The sequence below is a fragment of the Variovorax sp. 160MFSha2.1 genome, assembly GCF_048305075.1.
Taxonomy (GTDB): domain Bacteria; phylum Pseudomonadota; class Gammaproteobacteria; order Burkholderiales; family Burkholderiaceae_C; genus Variovorax; species Variovorax guangxiensis.
In genome coordinates this window covers 3764561-3782112 of record NZ_CP157624.1, presented here as the reverse complement: position 1 = coordinate 3782112, position 17552 = coordinate 3764561, and the positions used below count along the sequence as shown (strand labels likewise).

Sequence of the window (17552 nt, the reverse complement as noted above, 5' to 3'; positions counted from 1 at the left end):
CCTCGATTTGCGCGCTTGTTTATTCCTAAAATCGTTCGAATGGATCGATTGAATGCAATGCGCGTGTTCGTGGCGGTGGTCGATTCGGGCAGTCTTTCGGCCGCGGCCGAGAAGCTCGACATGTCCCGCCCGGTGGTCACGCGCTACGTGGCCGAACTGGAGCAATGGACCGGTGCCCGGCTGCTGCATCGCACGACGCGCCGCCTGAGCCTTACGGCGGCCGGCGAGGAACTGCTGCCGCGCTGCCGCCAGGTTCTCGAGCTCACCGGCGACATGCAGGCCGCGGTGCGCCATCCGGCCGAGGCACCGCGCGGGCAGCTTCGAATCACCACCGGCACATCGTTCGCGCAGGCGCAGCTTGCCGATGCGATCGCGGATTACGTGCGGCTCTATCCGGCCGTGATGGTCGACCTGGTGCTGCTCGACCGCACCGTGAACCTCGTCGACGAGCGCATCGACCTGGCGATCCGCACGGCGGCCGAGATCGATCCCAACCTCATCGCCCGTCGGCTCACGACCTGCCGCTCCGTGGTGTGCGCCTCGCCGGTCTATCTGGCCCGGCACGGGCATCCGCAGCGCGTGGACGAGCTGGCGCAGCGCAACTGCCTCACGCATTCCTACTTCGGCCGCAGCCTCTGGAACTTCACGCGAAAGAGCGACGGCGAGCCGGTGTCGGTCGCAGTCGATGGGAACGTGTCGGCCAACGACGCGGTCAGTCTGATGTCGCTGGCAGCCGCCGGCGCGGGCATCGCGATGCTGCCGACCTACCTGACCGCGGAGCGGGTGAATGGCGGGGAACTGGTGCCGCTCTTTCCCGATTTCGAGCCGCAGGTGGTGGGCATGTACGCGGTCTACGCCTCGCGCAAGCACATGCCGGCCACGCTGCGCACGATGCTCGACTTTCTTGCCGAGCGCTTCACCGACCCGCCCGCCTGGGACATTGCATCGCAGGCAGGCCAGGGCCGGGGCTAGAAGAGGTCAGTGCGGGTCTGCCGGCGGATGGGCGGGCGCCATCAACCGGTCGGTGTAGGCGATGGCCATCGCCGAGAACAGGAACGCGATGTGGATCACGGTCTGCGCGATCAGCACGCGGTCGGTGTAGTTGTCGGCGTTGATGAAGGTCTTCAGCAGGTGGATCGAACTGATGCCGATGATGGCCGTGGCCAGCTTCACCTTGAGCACCGAGGCGTTCACGTGGCTCAGCCACTCGGGCTGGTCGCGGTGGCCTTCGAGGTCCATGCGGCTCACAAAGGTCTCGTAGCCGCCAACGATCACCATGATGAGCAGGTTGGAGATCATCACCACGTCGATGAGCGCGAGCACCACGAGCATGATGACCGTCTCGTTGAGCGTGCCCACGGGGGCCGTGGTCTTGTAGCCGATGCTGGTGATCAGCGCCTGCAGCGCCTCCTTGGAGCCGAAGGCGGCCTCCACCAGGTGCAGCAGCTCGACCAGGAAGTGCACCACGTACACCGCCTGCGCCACGATCAGGCCCAGGTACAGCGGCAGCTGCAGCCAGCGGCTCGCGAAGATCAGCTTGGGCAGGGGGCGAAGCGGCGAACCACGGCGCGGTACGGGCGAGTTCCGGGTGTCGAAAGGGTCGGGAGCAGACATCTGCAGTGCGGTTGTGGAGGACCGGGAATTCTAGGGGCGTCCCGGTGACGCACTCGTGATAACCCCGAGAGGGCCATCGAACAGGCTCTAACATGGCGACCGTCAGTGGCCCGTAAGTGGGCCCGCCGACATTACGGCCGCACCCATCCTGGAGACAAAGAGCATGAGCAGCAGCGCATCGAAGAACATTGAATCCGTCCTGGTCGAGAACCGCGTCTTCCCGCCGGACGCCCGCGCCACGCAGGGCGCGCGCATTTCCGGCATGGCCGCCTACGAGGCCCTGTGCAAGGAAGCCGAGCAGGACTTCGAAGGTTTCTGGACCCGCCTGGCAAAGGACAACCTGAACTGGACCAAGCCCTTCACGAAGACGCTCGACGAATCGAACGCGCCGTTCTACCAGTGGTTCGGCGACGGCGAGCTCAACGCCAGCGCCAACTGCCTCGACAGGCACATCGGCACCCCGGTCGAGAACAAGACCGCCATCGTCTTCGAGGCCGACGACGGCACCGTCACCAAGGTCACCTACAAGGAACTGCTCGCCCGCGTGAGCCAGTTCGCCAACGCGCTGAAGGCTCGCGGCATCAAGAAGGGCGACCGCGTCATCGTCTACATGCCGATGACCATCGAGGGCGTCGTCGCCATGCAGGCCTGCGCGCGCATCGGCGCCACCCACAGCGTGGTGTTCGGCGGCTTCTCGGCCAAGGCGCTGCAGGAGCGCATCATCGACGCGGGCGCGGTGGCCGTCATCACGGCCAACTACCAACTGCGCGGCGGCAAGGAACTGCCGCTGAAGGCCATCGTGGACGACGGCATCGCGCTGGGTGGCTGCGAGTCGATCAAGACCGTGTTCGTGTACGAGCGCACGCCCACCGCGTGGAACCGCGTCGAGGGCCGCGACATCACATTCGCCGAGGCGCTGAAGGGGCAGGGCACCGAATGCGCGCCCGTGCCGGTCAACGCCGAGCATCCGCTCTTCATCCTCTACACCTCGGGCTCCACCGGCAAGCCCAAGGGCGTGCAGCACGCCACCGGTGGCTACCTGCTGTGGGCGAAGCTCACGATGGACTGGACCTTCGACATCCGCCCCGAAGACGTGTTCTGGTGCACCGCCGACATCGGCTGGATCACCGGCCACACCTACGTCGCCTACGGCCCGCTCGCGGCCGGCGCCACGCAGGTGGTGTTCGAGGGCATCCCGACCTTCCCGCACGCGGGCCGCTTCTGGCAGATGATCGAGAAGCACAAGGTCAGCGTGTTCTACACGGCGCCCACCGCGATCCGCTCGCTCATCAAGGCGGCCGACGGTGACGAGAAGGTGCATCCGAAGAACTGGGACCTCACCAGCCTGCGCATCCTCGGCTCGGTCGGCGAGCCGATCAATCCCGAAGCCTGGATGTGGTACCACCGCAACGTGGGCGGCGAGCGCTGCCCCATCGTCGACACCTTCTGGCAGACCGAGACCGGCGGCCACGTCATCACGCCCCTGCCGGGCGCCACGCCGCTGGTGCCGGGCTCGTGCACGCTGCCGCTGCCGGGCATCATGTCCGCCATCGTCGACGAGACGGGCAAGGACCTGCCCAACGGCGCGGGCGGCATGCTGGTCATCAAGCGGCCCTGGCCTTCGATGATCCGCACGATCTGGAACGACCCCGAGCGCTTCAAGAAGAGCTACTTCCCCGAGGAGATGGGCGGCACGATCTACCTCGCCGGCGACGGCGCGGTGCGCAGCGCCGACCGCGGCTACTTCCGCATCACCGGCCGCATCGACGATGTGCTGAACGTGTCGGGCCACCGCCTGGGCACGATGGAGATCGAATCGGCGCTGGTCGCCAAGACCGACCTGGTGGCAGAAGCCGCCGTGGTGGGCCGCCCCGACGACGTGACCGGCGAGGCCGTCTGCGCCTTCGTCGTGCTCAAGCGCGCACGCCCGACCGGCGAGGAAGCCAAGCAGATCGCCAACGAGCTGCGCAACTGGGTCGCCAAGGAAATCGGCCCGATCGCCAAGCCCAAGGACATCCGCTTCGGCGACAACCTGCCCAAGACCCGCAGCGGCAAGATCATGCGCCGCCTGTTGCGCAGCATCGCCAAGGGCGAGGCGATCACGCAGGACACGTCCACGCTTGAGAATCCGGCGATCCTGGAGCAGTTGTCGCAGACGAACTGACCAGCAGTGCATTAGTGCTGTAGGACATGGCCGTTTATGCGGCCATTTGCGCCGAACGTGGCTCTTCGCTGAGGTAAAACCATCGGATCACCGCGCGCCTCGATGCGCACGGGTTCCGACGTGTTCGATCTTTCCGAAGGAGGCCCCAAATGGGCGTGAGATCCGCTTTTCTTTTCGTCGTCGTGCTGCTCATCGTGGCGCTCGCCGCGCTCAACTGGGGCACGCTGTCCACGCCCACCGACGTGTGGCTGGGCTTCATGACCGTCTCGGCCCCGCTGGGCCTCATCATGCTGGGGCTGACCGCAGTGCTGGCGGCCTTCTTCCTCGTCTATGTGCTGTACCTGCACAGCTCGGTGCTGATCGACGCCAAGCGCCACACCAAGGAAATGCAAGTCCAGCGCGACCTGGCCGACAAGGCGGAAGCTTCGCGCTTCACCGAGCTGCGCAACTTCCTGGAGGCGCAGGAGAACAAGCACATGGCGCAGAACGCCGATCGCCAGACGGCGATCCTGGCGCGGCTGGAGCAGCTCGAGACGGCGATCCGGCTGCGCTCGGACCAGACCGACAACACGCTGGCCGCCCACATCGGCCAGCTCGAGGACCGCATCGAGCGCCGGCCGGTGCCCGCGGACATCAATCCGCAGGCCTGAGCTTTCCGGGGCTTACTTCGTCGACAGCACCCAGGCCGCGAGCTTCTTCGCGTCGGCTTCGCTGACCTGGTTGTTCGCCGGCATCGGCACCGGTCCCCACACGCCGGAGCCGCCCTTCATGATCTTGCTGGCGAGGGTGTCGACGGCACCCTTGTCGTCCTTGTACTTGGCGGCCACGTCCTTGAACGAGGGGCCGAGCACCTTGCGCTCGACCGCGTGGCAGCTCATGCAGTTCTTCGAGGTCGCCAGCGCCAGGTCGGCGAAGGCGGGCGCGGCGAGTGCGGTGAGGCCGAGGCCCAGGACTGCCGGCAGCAAGACTCTTTTCATGGGGTGTAATTGTTAAAGGCTGAGTTACATTCGACTCAACGCGATTGTAGGTAGCGCCGTGCACGGCGCCGGAAGCGTTGCCAATACAACCCTGAGGGATTCGCGATGTGGTTTCTGGGATTGGGCCTGCTTGCTCTGGCCCTCAAGTATTTCGAGATCGGCATGGTCGCCACATGGAGCTGGTGGATCGTGCTGTCGCCGTTCGCGATGGCCGTGGCATGGTGGGCCTGGGCCGATTCGTCGGGCTATACCAAGCGCAAGGTCGTCGAACGTGAAAACCGGCGCCGGCAGGAGCGCATCGACCGGCAGAAGACCAACATGGGCATGAAGACCAGCAACGGGCAGCGCCCGCGCCGCTGAGCCTTTTCCTTCGCCATCTGCCGAAGTCCCCGCACCGCATGCACCGCGCTGAAGTGCCATGGACGAGGAAGCCACCACCCGCGCGCTGATCGTCTTCGGACTTTCGCTGCTGCTCGGCCCGGCCATCGGCGGGCTCGTGGGGTGGCGCAGGAACTTCTTCTGGGGTGTGGGCGTGGGCGCCTTGCTCATCGGCTGCGCGGGCCTTTACGGCGCGGCTTCGCTGGGCTGGAGCCGCTACCAGTCGATCGCCGGCACCGCCAGTGTGCAGGGCAGCCTCGTCGAGTTCGTGGACGAGCAGAGCAAGGACAGCAAGGGCCGCGTCACGGTGTCGCGCGCGCCGGTCGTCGAATACGTCACGCCCGATGGCCAGAAGCGCCGCGTCAAGGGCCTTGGCGGCGGCCTTGCGGACAAGGAATGGGGCGACCCGGTCGAAGTGCGCTACCGCGTGGCCGACCCCGCGCAGGCACTGGTGGCCGATTTTCAGAACATGTGGGGCGGCGTCTGGGGGCTCGGCATCTTCGGTGCCTTTCCCATGATGTTCGGCCTGTTCTTCATCGGCATGGCGCGCAGGGAGGCGCGCGAGAAACAGGGCGCTTACGTGCGGCCGGAGTTGCGCGAACCCACCCCTGGCCAGAAGCGCTGGCGTACGCGCGGCACCGTGCTCGCCAACCTGGTCTTCCTGGCCGGCTTCGCGCTCGTGTTCCTCTATCCGGACCCGAGCCCGATGAAGCAGTTCGGCGCCGGCTTCATCACCATCGGCGCCGGCGCGATCCTGCACTTTCTGGTGCAGAGCCTGCCGCCGGCGATGGATTTCCAGTCGCGCAGCATCCTCGCCATCGTGGGCCTGGGCTTTCTGGCCTTCGGCTACGGCGCGTGGATGATGGCTGCTTGAGCGAGCGATCTCAGAACTTGTCGAGCACTGCGCCCGAGCTGGCGCTCGATGCGTTGAACGCGAATTTCGCCTGCACGCCGCGCGTGTAGCGCGGAGCCGGTGCCTTCCAGCCTTCGCGGCGCTTGGCGATCTCGGCCTCGGGCACGTTTAGTTCGAGCTTGAGCTGGTGCGCGTCGATGGTGATCGAGTCGCCCTCGTTCACGAAGGCGATGGTGCCGCCGGCAGCCGCTTCGGGCGCGACGTGGCCCACCACCATGCCCCAGGTGCCGCCGGAGAAGCGGCCGTCGGTGATGAGGCCGACGCTCTCGCCGAGGCCCGCGCCGATCAGCGCGCCGGTCGGCGCCAGCATCTCTGGCATGCCCGGGCCGCCCTTGGGGCCGAGGTAGCGCAGCACCATCACGTCGCCGGCCTTGATCTTGCCGTCGAGAATCGCCTTGAGCGCCGACTGCTCGTCGTCGAACACCCGCGCCGGGCCGGTGATGACCGGGTTCTTCAGGCCGGTGATCTTGGCGACCGCGCCCTCGGGCGACAGGTTGCCCTTCAGGATCGCGAGGTGGCCTTCTTCGTACATCGGGTTGTCGATGGTGCGGATCACGTCCTGGTCGGCGCGCGGCACGTCCGGCACGTCCTTCAGCACCTCGGCGATGGTCTGGCCGCTGATGGTGATGCAGTCGCCGTGCAGCAGGCCCGCGTTCAGCAGCACCTTCATCACCTGCGGAATGCCACCGGCCTGGTGCAGGTCGACCGCGAGGTACTTGCCCGAGGGCTTCAGGTCGCAGATCACCGGGACCTTCTTGCGCATGCGCTCGAAGTCGTCGATGGACCAGTCCACGCCCGCCGCATGCGCGATTGCCAGGAAATGCAGCACCGCGTTGGTCGAGCCGCCCGTGGCCATGATGACGGCCACGGCGTTCTCGATGGCCTTCTTGGTCACGATGTCGCGCGGCTTCAGGTCCTTCCTGATCGCCTCGATCAGCACCTTGGCCGATTCCTTGGCCGAGTTCTGCTTCTCGTCATGCGGGTTCGCCATGGTCGACGAGTAGGGCAGCGACATGCCCAGCGCCTCGAAGGCGCTCGACATGGTGTTGGCGGTGTACATGCCGCCGCACGAGCCGGTGCCGGGAATGGCGCGCTTCTCGATTTCCTTCAGGTCCTCGTCGCTCATGTTGCCGGCGGCGTTCTGGCCCACGGCCTCGAACACGCTGACGATGTTGAGGTCCTGGCCCTTGTACTTGCCGGGGAGGATGGTGCCGCCGTAGACGTAGATGGCGGGCACGTTGGCGCGCAGCATGCCCATCATGCCGCCGGGCATGTTCTTGTCGCAGCCGCCGACCACCAGCACGCCGTCCATCCACTGGCCGCCCACGCAGGTCTCGATGCAGTCGGAGATGACTTCGCGGCTCACCAGCGAGTACTTCATGCCCTCGGTGCCCATGGCCATGCCGTCGGAGATGGTGGGGGTGCCGAACACCTGCGCGTTGCCGCCGGCTTCCTCGATACCGGCGATGGCCGCGTCGGCCAGCTTCTGCAGGCCCGAGTTGCAGGGCGTGATGGTGCTGTGGCCGTTGGCGACGCCGACCATCGGCTTCTTGAAGTCGCCTTCCTCGTAGCCCATGGCGTAGAACATCGAGCGGTTGGGGGCGCGGCTCTTGCCTTCGACGATGTTGGCGCTGCGGCGGTTGATCTGGATTGGCTTGGTGTCCATGGTGTCTCTTCTGTCGTGGGGAGATCGGGTGGGGGTCCAAGTATCGGACTTCTGATTGATTGCTTCCAATCCATTTTCAATTGCAGATTGATATGCTCGGCATATGAATGAAGCCCTCATCGACCTGCGCGCCTGGCGCCAGTTCGTCGCCGTGGCCGAAGAGCTGCACTTCGGCCGCGCCGCGCAGCGGCTGCACATGACGCAGCCGCCGGTCACGCAGGCCATCGCGCAGCTCGAGAAGACGCTCGGCGTGGTGCTGTTCGACCGCACCCGCCGGCGCGTGGCGCTCACGCCGGCGGGCGAGGCGCTGCTGCCCGACGTGCGGGAGCTGCTGGCGCGCGCCGCAGCGCTGCCCGCAAGGGCCCGTGCCGCGGCGGCGGGGCAGGTCGGGCGCGTGCGCATCGGCTTCGTCTCGACGGTGGGCTTCGAGCAACTCCCCGCCTGGGTGCGCGAATTCCGCGTGCTGTGCCCCGAGGTGGCGCTGGAGCTGGTCGAGGCCACCGGCGACGTGCAGCTCGAGGCCTTCGCGCGCGGCGAGATCGACGCCGGCCTGATGCTGCATTCGCCCGGCGCGGCGCCTCCAGGGCTGGCGCGCCTCGCCGTGTCGCAGGAGCCGCTGGTGCTGGCGCTGCCCGAGCGTCACCCGCTGGCGCGCACCGACCGGCTGCTGCTGGCCGACGTGCTCGCCGAGCCCCTGGTGATCTTTCCGCGCCGCATCGTGCCTTCGCTGCACGATGCCATCTTCGACCTTTACCACGCGGCCGGCCGCACGCCGCAGCTCGGGCAGGAGGCGATACAGATGCAGACCATCGTGAACCTCGTCTCGGGCGGCATCGGCGTGGCCTGGGTGCCGGAGAGCGTCACGCAGTTCCGTCGGGCGGGCGTGGTGTATCGCCGCGCCGAGGAGTTCGCGCCGGCCGCGCGGCGGCGCAGCGCGCCGGAGTTGCCCGGGTGCGAAACCAGCCTGGTGTGGCCCGAGGGCGCGGCCAACCCGGCGCTCGAACGCTTCGTCGCCTTCGTGCGCGAGCGGGGAGCGGGGTCGAAGCGGCGCGACGAGGTCTAGCGGGTCTTGCGTGCGCGTCCGCCGGTGGGTTGGGCCGGCTTGTCGAGCGCATCGGCCAGCACCGTTTCGAGCCAACCCACGAAAGCCTGCATGCGCCGCGACAGGTTGCGCCGGTGCGGGTACACCAGCTGCACGGGCAGCGGCTCGGCGCGCGCGTCGGGCAGCACTTCGACCAGTTCGCCGGCCGCCAGGTGTTCGCGCACGTCGTAGGCCGGGATCTGGATCAGGCCCAGCCCCGCCAGCGCGCAGGCGATGTAGGTTTCGGCGTTGTTCGCCGCCACCTGACTGCGCATGCGCAGGGTGGAGGTCTCGCCGTCGCGCAGCCATTCCCATGGCGCGGCCCGGCCGCTGGTCGGCGAGGCGTAGTTGACGGCCACGTGCTCCGGCAGGTCGGCCGGCGTGCGCGGCGTGCCGTGGCGCTGCAGGTAGGCGGGGCTCGCGCAGTTGATGAGCGTGAAGTGCCCCAGTGGCCGCGCCACGAGGCTGCTGTTGGCCAGCGGGCCGACGCGCAGCGCGCAGTCGATGCCTTCGAGCACGAGATCGACGGCGCGGTCGCTGGAGCCGAGTTCGAGCTCGATGGCCGGATGGAGCGCGAAGAAGTCCGGCAGCGCCGGTGCGATCAGGCGCCGCGCGATGCGGCTGGGCACGTCGACCTTCAGGCGTCCGCTGACCTGGCCGCGCGCGGGCAGGAACTGCTGCTCCATGTCCTCCATGTCGGCCACCAGCGCACGGGCGCGCTCCAGCATCACCTCACCATCGGGCGTGAGGCCGACGCGGCGCGTGGTCCGGTGCAGCAGGCGCGAGCCGAGGCGGGTTTCGAGCTGCTGCACCGCCGTGGAGACGCTGGCGCGCGGCAGGCCCAGGCGGTCGGCGGCGCGCGTGAAGCTGCCGGTTTCGGCCACGCGAACGAAGACCTGGAGGAGGTCGATGCGGTCCATGGAAGAAGAACGAATTGTTCGTGAAATCATGAACAGTCTAGCCTCGGATGGCCTATTTATCAGTTCGAAGCCGATCAATAGACTGGCCGCTCCAGTCACACATCCACGCTTCAACCAAGGAGTCCATCCATGTCCGCACGTACGCTCAAGAACAAGGTCGCCGTCATCGCCGGCGGCGGCAAGAACCTCGGCGCCCTCATCGGCCACCAGCTGGTCGACGGCGGCGCCCGGGGCATCGCCATCCACTACAACAGCGACGCCTCGCGCGCCGATGCGGAGAAGACCGCCGCCGAGCTCAAGGCGAAGGGCGTCGACACGCTGCTGGTGCAGGGCGACCTCTCGGTGGTCGAGAACTGCGTCGGCCTGTTCGACAAGGCGGTGAAGCACTTCGGCCAGGTCGACATCGCCATCAATACGGCCGGCGTGGTCATCAAGAAGCCGATCCTCGAGGTCACCGAGGCCGACTACGACAAGAGCTTCGACGCCAACGCCAAGGCTGCCTTCTTCTTCATCCAGCAGGCCGGCCGCGCGATGGCGGACGGCGGCAGCATCGTCACGCTGGTGAGCTCGCTGCTGGCGGCCTACACGCCGTTCTATGCGATCTATCCGGGCTCGAAGGCGGCCGTGGAGCACTACACGCGTGCCGCGTCGAAGGAGTTCGGCGAGCGCGGCATCTCGGTCAACGCCATCGGCCCCGGGCCCATGGACACGCCGTTCTTCTACGGCCAGGAGAGCAAGGAGGCCGTGGAGTACCACAGCAGCGCCGCCGCGCTCAGCAAGTTCTCGAAGAAGGGCCTGACCGACATCGAGGACATCGCGCCCATCGTGCGCTTCCTGGTCACCGAGGGCTGGTGGATCACCGGGCAGACGATCTTCGCGAACGGCGGCTACACCACGCGTTGACCGGGCAAGATGCCGCCAGGAGGAAAAACGACATGCACACGATCATGGTGATGGGCGGCGGCTTCGTGCTGCTGGTGGTGTTCCTGCTGGCCGGGCGCCTGCTGGGCGACGGCTCCCCGGCGGCGCTGGCCGTCGCGGCCAAGTGGTTCATTCCGGCGTGGTTCGTCGGCGCGGGCATCAACATGGCCGTGGGCGTGATCAAGGCCGGGTATTCGGTGGCCGAGGAGCTGCCGATCTTCCTGCTGATCTTCGCGGTGCCGGCCGTGGTGGCGGCGCTCGTATGGTGGAAGTTCGGGCGCTAGCCCGGCCCGAATAGCCCCGACCCGGCCGTGACATCGGGCCGGGGCACAATCCGCGGATGCTCATGTATCCGCATATCGACCCCATCGCGCTGCAAATCGGGCCGGTGGCCATCCACTGGTACGGCCTGACCTACCTGGCCGCGTTTGCGCTGTTCTACTTCCTCGGCACGCGCCGCCTCCGGCACGAGCCGTTCCGCAGGCTGGTGGATGCCGGCGTGTGGCAACGCCGGGACATCGAGGACATTCTTTTCCTCGGCGTGATGGGCGTCATCGTCGGCGGGCGGCTGGGCTACTGCCTGTTTTACAAGCCCGAGTTCTATCTCACGCACCCGCTCGAAATTCTGTACGTGTGGCAGGGCGGCATGAGCTTCCACGGCGGTCTGCTCGGCGTGATCGGCGCGATGGTGTGGTTCTCGCACTCGCGCAAGCGGCCGTTCTGGCAGGTGATGGACTTCGTCTCGCCCTGCGTGCCGACGGGCCTCGCGGCCGGCCGCGTGGGCAACTTCATCAATGGCGAGTTGTGGGGGCGCTTCAGCAGCCCCGATCTGCCCTGGGGCATGGTGTTTCCGCAGAGCGGGTCGATGCTGCCGCGCCATCCCTCGCAGGTCTACCAGTTCCTGCTGGAGGGACTGCTGCTTTTCGTCGTGATGTGGCTCTACGCGCGCAAGGAGCGCAAGCAGGGGCAGGTGGCCTCGGTGTTCCTCATCGGCTACGGCGTGCTGCGCTTCGTGGCCGAGTATTTCCGCGAGCCCGACGACTTCCTCGGCCTGCGTGCGCTCGACCTGAGCCAGGGGCAGTGGCTGAGCATCCCGATGATCGTTGCGGGCATCGCGCTTTGGTTCTGGTTCGGCCGCACCGGTGGCAAAGCGGCCAGCGCCGCGCGGGCCTGAGCTTTCACCAAGGGGCCCTTCGGGCCCTTTGTCTTAAGGGTAACTACCCGCCGCACATTCGACGCGCGGCACTTGCGCCGGGCGGATGTCGGGCTCAGAATTACGCGTAATTACAGGAAATTATGCGGTCCTGATCCCATGCGCCTGGTTCCCAACTCCCTGCACGACGAAGTCGCCGCCACGCTGCGCGAGCAGATCTTCGACGGCTCCCTGGCCCCCGGCAGCTTCGTCGACGAAACGGCGCTGTGCGAGCGGCTCTCGATCTCCCGCACGCCGCTGCGCGAAGCGCTCAAGGTGCTCACCGCCGAAGGCCTGCTGCGCCACGAGCCGCGGCGCGGCTGCTTCGTCAACGAGGTGACCGAGCGCGATCTCGACGAAATCTTCCCCGTCATCGCGCTGCTCGAAGGCCGCTGCGCCTACGAGGCGGCCCGCAACGCCAGCGACGCCGAGCTGCAGGAGCTCGACGCGCTGCACGAGCGCCTCGTGCGCCACGCCAGGGCCAAGCGCATCAACGACTACTACGCCACCAATCACATCATCCACGAGGCGATCATCAAGCTGGCCGACAACAAGTGGCTGGCGCAGGTGATCGGCGACCTGCGCAAGATCCTCAAGCTCGCGCGCCTGCAGCAACTGCATGCGCCCGGGCGGCTCGACCAGAGCCTGTCGGAGCACCTGGCCGTGTTCGCGGCGCTGAAGGCGCGCGACAGCGAAGGCGCCGACGCCGCCATGCGCACGCACCTGACACGCCAGCGCGAGGCGCTGCGCGAGGTCGCGCGCCAGCAGAAGTCCAGGGTGATGTCGTGACGATCCTTACGAGCATTGGAGTGCCCCGATGAGTGCGACCGAATGGTTCCAGGCGCGGCTGCGTTCTGGCGAGAAGTCCAAAGTGCCGGTAGCGCCCGAAGGCGCGGCGAAGAGCGCATCGAAGAACGCGCCCAAGCCCAGCGCCCGCCCGACCGCCGAGCGCCTGCAGGCCACGCTGCGCAAGGCCGACGAGGCCCTGTCGCCGCGTGCGCTGCGCCGCGTGCTGGCCGACCTGCAGGCGGTGATCGACCCGCGCGTGAGCGAGGTCGAGGGCGGCCGCCGCGCCCATGCCATTGCCGACGCCTACCGAGCCGCCACGCCCGACGAGCGCCGCGACTACTGGGCGCTCATGAGCGAGCATTTCGCCGCCGACGCGCAAAAGCTCAAGACCGCGCGCGACCAGCACCAGGCGGCCGTCGGTACGCCCGACGAGGGCCAGGCCGAACTGCGCCTGCGTCGCGCGCTGGTGTCGCCGCGCATGCGCCTGCTGCAGCGCTTCGCGGTGGAGCCCGAGGGCATGCGCTTTCTCGTGGACCTGCGCGCCGACCTGCTGCCTTGCCTGAAGGCCGACAAGCGCCTGCTCGCGCTCGACGCCGAGCTCGAACAGCTCTTCTCCACCTGGTTCGACGTCGCCTTCCTCGAACTGCGCCGCATCGACTGGGATTCGCCGGCCTCGCTGATCGAGAAGCTCATTCGCTACGAAGCGGTGCACGACATCAAGAGCTGGTCCGACGTGAAGAACCGGCTCGACGACAGCGACCGCCGCTGCTACGGCTTCTTCCATCCGCGCCTGCCCAACGAGCCGCTCATCTTCGTCGAGGTGGCGCTGGTCGACCGCATCAGCGCCGGCATCACGCCGCTGCTCGACGAAACCGCCGTGCCGGTGCCTGCCGCACGGGCCACCACCGCCATCTTCTATTCGATCAGCAACACGCAGAACGGCCTGCGCGGCGTGAGCTTCGGCGATTCGCTCATCAAGCGCGTTGTCGAGACGCTGCAGGACGAGCTTCCGCGCCTGAAGACCTTCGCCACGCTCTCGCCGATTCCGGGCTTTCGCACCTGGCTCGCGAAGAACGCCGGCGACCTGCTGCCGCGCCTGGACGAAAAGCGCGAGGCCGAGCTGGGCCGCCTCGTCGGCTCGGTGCCGCCCACGGCGGAGCGCCTGCTCGCCGCGGTGGACGGCGCCGCGAGCCTCGACGCCAAGTCGCCGCTGCGCCAGTGGCTGATGCAGGCCGCCGCCGAGTACCTGGGCCGCGCGCTGGTCGACGGCACGCCGGCCGATCCGGTGGCGCGCTTCCACCTGGGCAACGGCGCGCGCGTCGAGCGCCTGAACTGGGCGGGCGATCCGTCGGCCAAGGGACAGAAGCAGTCCTACGGACTCATGGTCAACTACCTCTATGACCTCAAGCGCCTGGACAAGCACCGCACCTGGCTGGCCGAGGGCAAGGTGGCCGTATCGGGAGACGTCGAAAGCCTGTATTTCAAAAAAGGCTGAAGTCCGCAAAAGAGAAAGTCGAAGCAGAGCAAGGAGCCGGTGCACCCAAGGCCGGCAGCCGCACGGGGCGGCAAGATCCACAACGACACACAGGAGATGAGACAAATGAACCCAAGCTTTCAGCGCCGCGACGTACTGCGCGTGGCCGCCGCCGGTGCGGCCGTACTGTGCGGCGCCGCGCGGGCCCAGCAGGGCTGGCCGACGAAGCCCGTGACGATGATCGTGCCGTTCCCGGCCGGTGGCGGCACTGATGCCTTCGCTCGGCCGCTGTCGGGGCAGTTCTCGCGCGTGGCGGGCCAGACGCTGGTCATCGACAACCGCGGCGGGGCAGGGGGCACGCTGGGCGCGAGCATCGCCGCCAAGGCGCCGGCCGACGGCTACACACTCTTCATGGGCGCGGTGCACCATGCGATCGCACCGTCCATCTATCCGAAGCTCGACTACGACATCGAAAAGGACTTCGTGCCGCTGATGCTGCTGGCCAACGTGCCGCAGGTGGTGGTCATCAACCCCAAGCGGGTGCAGGCCAACACCATCCAGGAGTTCATTGCCCTGGTGAAGCGCAACCCCGGCAAGTTCAACTACGGCTCGGCCGGCTCGGGCACCTCGCACCACCTCGCGGGCGAGCTCTTCAAGATCCAGACCGGCACTTTCATCACCCACATTCCGTACCGCGGCGCGGGCCCGGCGCTGTCGGACCTGATCTCGGGCAACGTCGACCTGATGTTCGACGGCCTGGGTTCCTCGGCGCAGCACATCAAGAGCGGCCGCATCAAGGCGCTGATGGTGGCCGGCACCAAGCGCAACCCGGCCTTCCCCGACGTGCCCTGCGCCGCCGAGGTGGGCCTGCCCGAGTACACCGTGACCACCTGGTACGGCCTGTGGGCGCCCAAGGGCACGCCGGCCGACACGCAGACGCGCGCCATCGACGACATGAAGAAATCGCTGGCCACCGACGACCTCAAGGGCATCTGGGCCCAGAACGGTTCCGAGATCCCGAACCTCACCACCACCGCCTACGGCAGCTTCGTCAATGCCGAGATCAAGCGCTGGGCCGCGGTGGTGAAGGCCTCGGGCGCCAAGCTCGAATGACCGCTGGAAGCGCCATCTCCCTGCGCCGCGACGGCGCCATCGCGATCGTCACGCTGTCGAACGCGGGGCGCCTCAACGCCATGACGCGCGCCATGTGGCGTGAACTGCGCGCGGTGTTCGACGGCCTGCGCAGCGATGGCGACAGCGACAGCGCCCTGCGCTGCGTGATCGTGCGCGGCGAGGGCGGTGCCTTCTGCGCGGGCGGCGACATTTCGGAGTACCCGTCGTTCCGCTTCAGCGAGCCCAGCCTGCGCGAGTTCCACGAGAACGAGGTCTGGGCTGCGCTGCAGGCGATGCTCGACTGCCCGCTGCCGCTGGTTGCGCAGATCGAGGGCGCCTGCATGGGCGCGGGCATCGAGATCGCGAGCTGCTGCGACATCCGCCTGGCCGGCGCCTCCGCGAGGTTCGGCGCGCCCATCGCCAAGCTCGGTTTCCCGATGGCGCCGCGCGAAGCCGCGCTGGTGCATGGCGCCATCGGCGACGTGCTCGCGCGCGACATGCTGCTGGCCGCCGGCGTGCATGGCGCGCAGCGCCTGTACGACGCGGGCTTCCTGCTGCAGGTGCTGCCCGACAACGAAGTGCCGCTCGCCGCCCAGTCGCACGCCGCGCGCATCGCAGCACTCTCCCCGCAGGCCGCGCGCCTGCACAAGGCCACCTTCGCCGTGCTGCGTGCCGGCGCTCCCTCGGCCCACGGCCTGCTGGCCACCGCCTACGATTACGCCGATTCCGTGGAGCACCGCGAGGGCATCGCCGCCTTCCTTGCCAAGCGCACCCCGAATTTCTGAAGCCAAGCCAAGCAATCGTCCGAATGAAGAAGTCCGCCAACGCCAACCTGTTCGCCGCCCTGCGCGCGGCCTTTCCCGCCGACCTCGACGCCATCGCCGTCGAAACCGACAGCGGCCTGTTCTATTCCTGGCGCGACCTCGAACGCGCCAGCGCCATGATCGCCAACCTGCTCGACGCCCTCGGGCTGGAGAAGGGCGCGCGCATCGCGGTGCAAGTCGAGAAGTCGGTCGAGGCCATGCTGCTGTATCTCGCCACGCTGCGCGCGGGCTATGTGTTCCTGCCGCTGAACACCGCCTACCAGAGCGCCGAGATCGAATACTTCATCGGCAACGCCGAGCCGGCCGTGGTGGTGTGCACCAGCCGCAACGCGTCGTGGGTCGCGCCCATCGCCACCGCGGCGGGCACGAAGCACGTCTTCACGCTGGACGACGACCGAACCGGCTCGCTGCTCGACGTGGCCGCCCGGTGCAGCGACCAGCACGTGCCGGCGCAGCGCAAGGCCGACGACATGGCCGCCATCCTCTACACCAGCGGCACCACCGGCCGCAGCAAGGGCGCGATGCTCACGCACGGCAACCTGCTGTCGAACGCCGAGGTGCTGAAGGACTACTGGGGCTGGACCGAGGGCGACGTGCTGATCCACGCGCTGCCCATCTTCCACGTGCACGGCCTGTTCGTCGCGCTGCACGGCGCGCTGCTCAACGGCAGCAAGATCCTGTGGTTCGCCAAGTTCGACCCGAAGCGCGTCGCGCAGAAGCTGCCCGAAGCCACGGTGTTCATGGGCGTGCCCACGCTGTACGTGCGCCTCCTGGCCGAGCCGGGCCTCACGCGCGAGGCGGTGCGCAACATGCGCCTGTTCGTCGCGGGCTCGGCGCCGCTGCTCATCGAGACCTTCGACGAATGGCGCGAGCGCACCGGGCACACCATTCTCGAGCGCTACGGCATGAGCGAGACGGTCATGCTCACCTCCAACCCCTACCGGCCGGAGCAGGGCGAGCGCCGCGGCGGCACCGTCGGCTTCGCGCTGCCTGGCGTGCAGCTGCGCGTGCGCGACGACAGCGGCCGTGACTGCACCACCGACGAGATTGGCAACATCGAGGTCAGCGGCCCCAACGTGTTCGCGGGCTACTGGCGCATGCCCGAGAAGACGAAGGAGGAGTTCACCGCCGACGGCTTCTTCAAGACCGGCGACGTGGGCAAGATCGACGGCCGGGGCTACATCACCATCGTCGGGCGCAGCAAGGACCTGATCATCAGCGGGGGCTACAACGTGTACCCAGCCGAGATCGAGGGCTACATCAACGAGATGGCCGGCGTGGCCGAGAGCGCCGTGGTCGGCGTGCCGCACCCCGACTTCGGCGAGGTGGGCGTGGCCATCGTCATTCCCAAGGCGGGTGCAGCGCTCGATGGTGACGCCATCGTGGCGGAGCTGAAGTCGAAGCTGGCCAACTTCAAGATTCCCAAGCGCTGCTTCGTGGTGCCCGAGCTGCCGCGCAATGCCATGGGCAAGGTGCAGAAGGCGCTGCTGCGCACCGAGCACAAGGGACTGTTCGCGACCTGAGCC

General features: G+C 67.8%; 18 protein-coding genes. 14 read left to right on the top strand and 4 right to left on the bottom strand.

The features are described 5' to 3' along the window. Positions 1-39 precede the first annotated feature (39 nt). Positions 40-972 (top strand): LysR family transcriptional regulator, encoded by a 933-nt coding sequence (locus ABL838_RS17125; RefSeq protein WP_184637444.1) that lies wholly within the window; start codon positions 40-42, stop codon positions 970-972. Positions 973-978: 6 nt separating this feature from the next. Here the strand turns inward: ABL838_RS17125 and ABL838_RS17120 are convergent, their stop codons facing one another. Further along, entirely contained in the window at positions 979-1614 is a 636-nt protein-coding gene (locus tag ABL838_RS17120; protein WP_418121252.1) for a YqhA family protein, read from the bottom strand. Between the two features lie 163 nt (positions 1615-1777). Here ABL838_RS17120 and acs point away from each other — a divergent pair, with 163 nt between their 5' ends. Both acs and ABL838_RS17110 read left to right on the top strand, forming a co-directional pair. Then, positions 1778-3778: an acetate--CoA ligase gene (gene acs / locus ABL838_RS17115; RefSeq protein WP_418121251.1), complete on the top strand. Its 2001-nt coding sequence runs from the start codon at positions 1778-1780 to the stop codon at positions 3776-3778. A 149-nt stretch (positions 3779-3927) separates the two neighbouring features. Beyond that, entirely contained in the window at positions 3928-4428 is a 501-nt protein-coding gene (locus tag ABL838_RS17110) for a LapA family protein (RefSeq protein WP_126023931.1), read from the top strand. Between the two features lie 12 nt (positions 4429-4440). Here ABL838_RS17110 and ABL838_RS17105 read toward each other — a convergent pair whose 3' ends face one another. Further along, on the bottom strand, positions 4441-4755 hold the full coding sequence (locus tag ABL838_RS17105) for a c-type cytochrome (protein ID WP_126023932.1): 315 nt from the start codon (positions 4753-4755) through the stop codon (positions 4441-4443). A 105-nt stretch (positions 4756-4860) separates the two neighbouring features. Between ABL838_RS17105 and ABL838_RS17100 the strand changes: the two genes are divergently transcribed. Continuing rightward, entirely contained in the window at positions 4861-5115 is a 255-nt protein-coding gene (locus tag ABL838_RS17100; RefSeq protein WP_126023933.1) for a TIGR04438 family Trp-rich protein, read from the top strand. A gap of 58 nt (positions 5116-5173) precedes the next feature. After that, on the top strand, positions 5174-6007 hold the full coding sequence (locus ABL838_RS17095; protein ID WP_418121250.1) for a DUF3592 domain-containing protein: 834 nt from the start codon (positions 5174-5176) through the stop codon (positions 6005-6007). Between the two features lie 10 nt (positions 6008-6017). Here the strand turns inward: ABL838_RS17095 and ilvD are convergent, their stop codons facing one another. Next, positions 6018-7712, bottom strand: a complete 1695-nt coding sequence (ilvD, locus tag ABL838_RS17090; protein ID WP_418121249.1) for a dihydroxy-acid dehydratase — start codon at positions 7710-7712, stop codon at positions 6018-6020. A gap of 103 nt (positions 7713-7815) precedes the next feature. On the opposite strand from ilvD, the gene ABL838_RS17085 reads away from it, so the two are divergent. Next, entirely contained in the window at positions 7816-8775 is a 960-nt protein-coding gene (locus ABL838_RS17085; protein WP_184637454.1) for a LysR family transcriptional regulator, read from the top strand. On the opposite strand, the gene ABL838_RS17080 is transcribed toward ABL838_RS17085, so the two are convergent. After that, positions 8772-9713 carry a LysR family transcriptional regulator gene (locus ABL838_RS17080; RefSeq protein ID WP_418121248.1) on the bottom strand — a complete coding sequence of 314 codons (942 nt, stop codon included), beginning with the start codon at positions 9711-9713 and terminating at the stop codon, positions 8772-8774. The genes ABL838_RS17085 and ABL838_RS17080 overlap by 4 nt on opposite strands. 129 nt (positions 9714-9842) lie before the next feature. Here ABL838_RS17080 and ABL838_RS17075 point away from each other — a divergent pair, with 129 nt between their 5' ends. The 8 genes from ABL838_RS17075 to ABL838_RS17040 all read left to right on the top strand — a co-directional run bounded on the left by ABL838_RS17075 (position 9843) and on the right by ABL838_RS17040 (position 17549). Beyond that, on the top strand, positions 9843-10616 hold the full coding sequence (locus ABL838_RS17075; RefSeq protein WP_418121247.1) for an SDR family oxidoreductase: 774 nt from the start codon (positions 9843-9845) through the stop codon (positions 10614-10616). 32 nt (positions 10617-10648) lie between these two features. Further along, on the top strand, positions 10649-10918 hold the full coding sequence (locus ABL838_RS17070; protein ID WP_126023939.1) for a hypothetical protein: 270 nt from the start codon (positions 10649-10651) through the stop codon (positions 10916-10918). A gap of 56 nt (positions 10919-10974) precedes the next feature. Then, complete coding sequence (gene lgt / locus ABL838_RS17065; protein WP_126023940.1) at positions 10975-11808, top strand: prolipoprotein diacylglyceryl transferase; 834 nt, start codon at positions 10975-10977, stop codon at positions 11806-11808. A 138-nt stretch (positions 11809-11946) separates the two neighbouring features. Next, positions 11947-12615 carry a GntR family transcriptional regulator gene (locus ABL838_RS17060; RefSeq protein ID WP_184637460.1) on the top strand — a complete coding sequence of 223 codons (669 nt, stop codon included), beginning with the start codon at positions 11947-11949 and terminating at the stop codon, positions 12613-12615. Between the two features lie 28 nt (positions 12616-12643). Beyond that, complete coding sequence (locus ABL838_RS17055) at positions 12644-14110, top strand: malonyl-CoA decarboxylase (RefSeq protein ID WP_184637462.1); 1467 nt, start codon at positions 12644-12646, stop codon at positions 14108-14110. A 105-nt stretch (positions 14111-14215) separates the two neighbouring features. Then, entirely contained in the window at positions 14216-15202 is a 987-nt protein-coding gene (locus ABL838_RS17050; protein WP_126023943.1) for a Bug family tripartite tricarboxylate transporter substrate binding protein, read from the top strand. After that, positions 15199-15987: an enoyl-CoA hydratase/isomerase family protein gene (locus ABL838_RS17045; RefSeq protein WP_126023944.1), complete on the top strand. Its 789-nt coding sequence runs from the start codon at positions 15199-15201 to the stop codon at positions 15985-15987. The genes ABL838_RS17050 and ABL838_RS17045 overlap by 4 nt, the downstream gene beginning before the upstream one ends. A 23-nt stretch (positions 15988-16010) precedes the next feature. After that, on the top strand, positions 16011-17549 hold the full coding sequence (locus tag ABL838_RS17040; protein ID WP_418121246.1) for a malonate--CoA ligase: 1539 nt from the start codon (positions 16011-16013) through the stop codon (positions 17547-17549). The last annotated feature ends 3 nt before the right edge of the window (positions 17550-17552 follow it).